This is a genomic window from Methylobacterium aquaticum (genome assembly GCF_001043915.1).
Lineage (GTDB): Bacteria > Pseudomonadota > Alphaproteobacteria > Rhizobiales > Beijerinckiaceae > Methylobacterium > Methylobacterium aquaticum.
The window spans coordinates 1-698 of record NZ_LABX01000418.1 but is presented as its reverse complement, the minus strand read 5'-3'; the positions used below and the strand labels follow the sequence as shown (position 1 = coordinate 698).

The following is a 698-nucleotide window of genomic DNA, read 5'->3' as shown; positions in this document are numbered from 1 at the left end:
AGGCAGGCGAGCGCCATCGCGCCGGTGCCGACCGGGTTCACGTCGTAGAGGTGGGCGCGCTTGAACTCGATGCCCGGCGGCGACAGCCCGAGCGGCTTGTTGACCGCCAGATCTGCGACGAGCGCCCCGATCCAGGCCGCCGCCACCAGGGCGTAGATGCCGAGCGTCCGCTCCAGGGTCTTATAGACCCCGAGTTCCATCAGCAGGAGCGCGATGGCGACGTTGAAGACGAGCCAGACCACCCGTCCCGGATGGCTGTGGGTCAGGCGCGAGAAGAAGTTCGACCACGCGATCGAGCCCGCATAGGCGTTGGTCACGTTGATCTTGAGCTGCGAGAGCACGACGAACAGGGTGGTGAGCGCGACCGCGGCGCCGGGCGCCGACGTCACGTAACCGAAGGCGACCGCGTACATCTGGGTCGGCTCGCTGGCGCGCTCCGGCGGAACGCCGTGGGCGAGCGCCAGGACGGCGAGGAACGAACCGAGCAGGATCTTGAGGGCGCCCGGCGCCGCAGTCGCGCTCACCACCATGTTCGTCGTGCTCTCGCAGCTCTAGATCAACGTGACCAACGCCTATGCGGGCTCGATCGCGTGGTCGAACTTCTTCTCGCGCCTGACCCACAGCCATCCGGGACGGGTGGTCTGGCTCGTCTTCAACGTCGCCATCGCGCTCCTGCTGATGGAACTCGGGGTCTATAA

2 pseudogenes are annotated in these 698 nt (G+C 67.0%); one reads left to right on the top strand and one right to left on the bottom strand.

The features are described from left to right. Positions 1 to 506, bottom strand: a pseudogene (locus VP06_RS32910) (hybrid sensor histidine kinase/response regulator); the annotation flags it as partial. 1 nt (position 507) lies between these two features. Here VP06_RS32910 and VP06_RS35690 point away from each other — a divergent pair. After that, positions 508 to 698, top strand: a pseudogene (locus tag VP06_RS35690) (hypothetical protein); the annotation flags it as partial.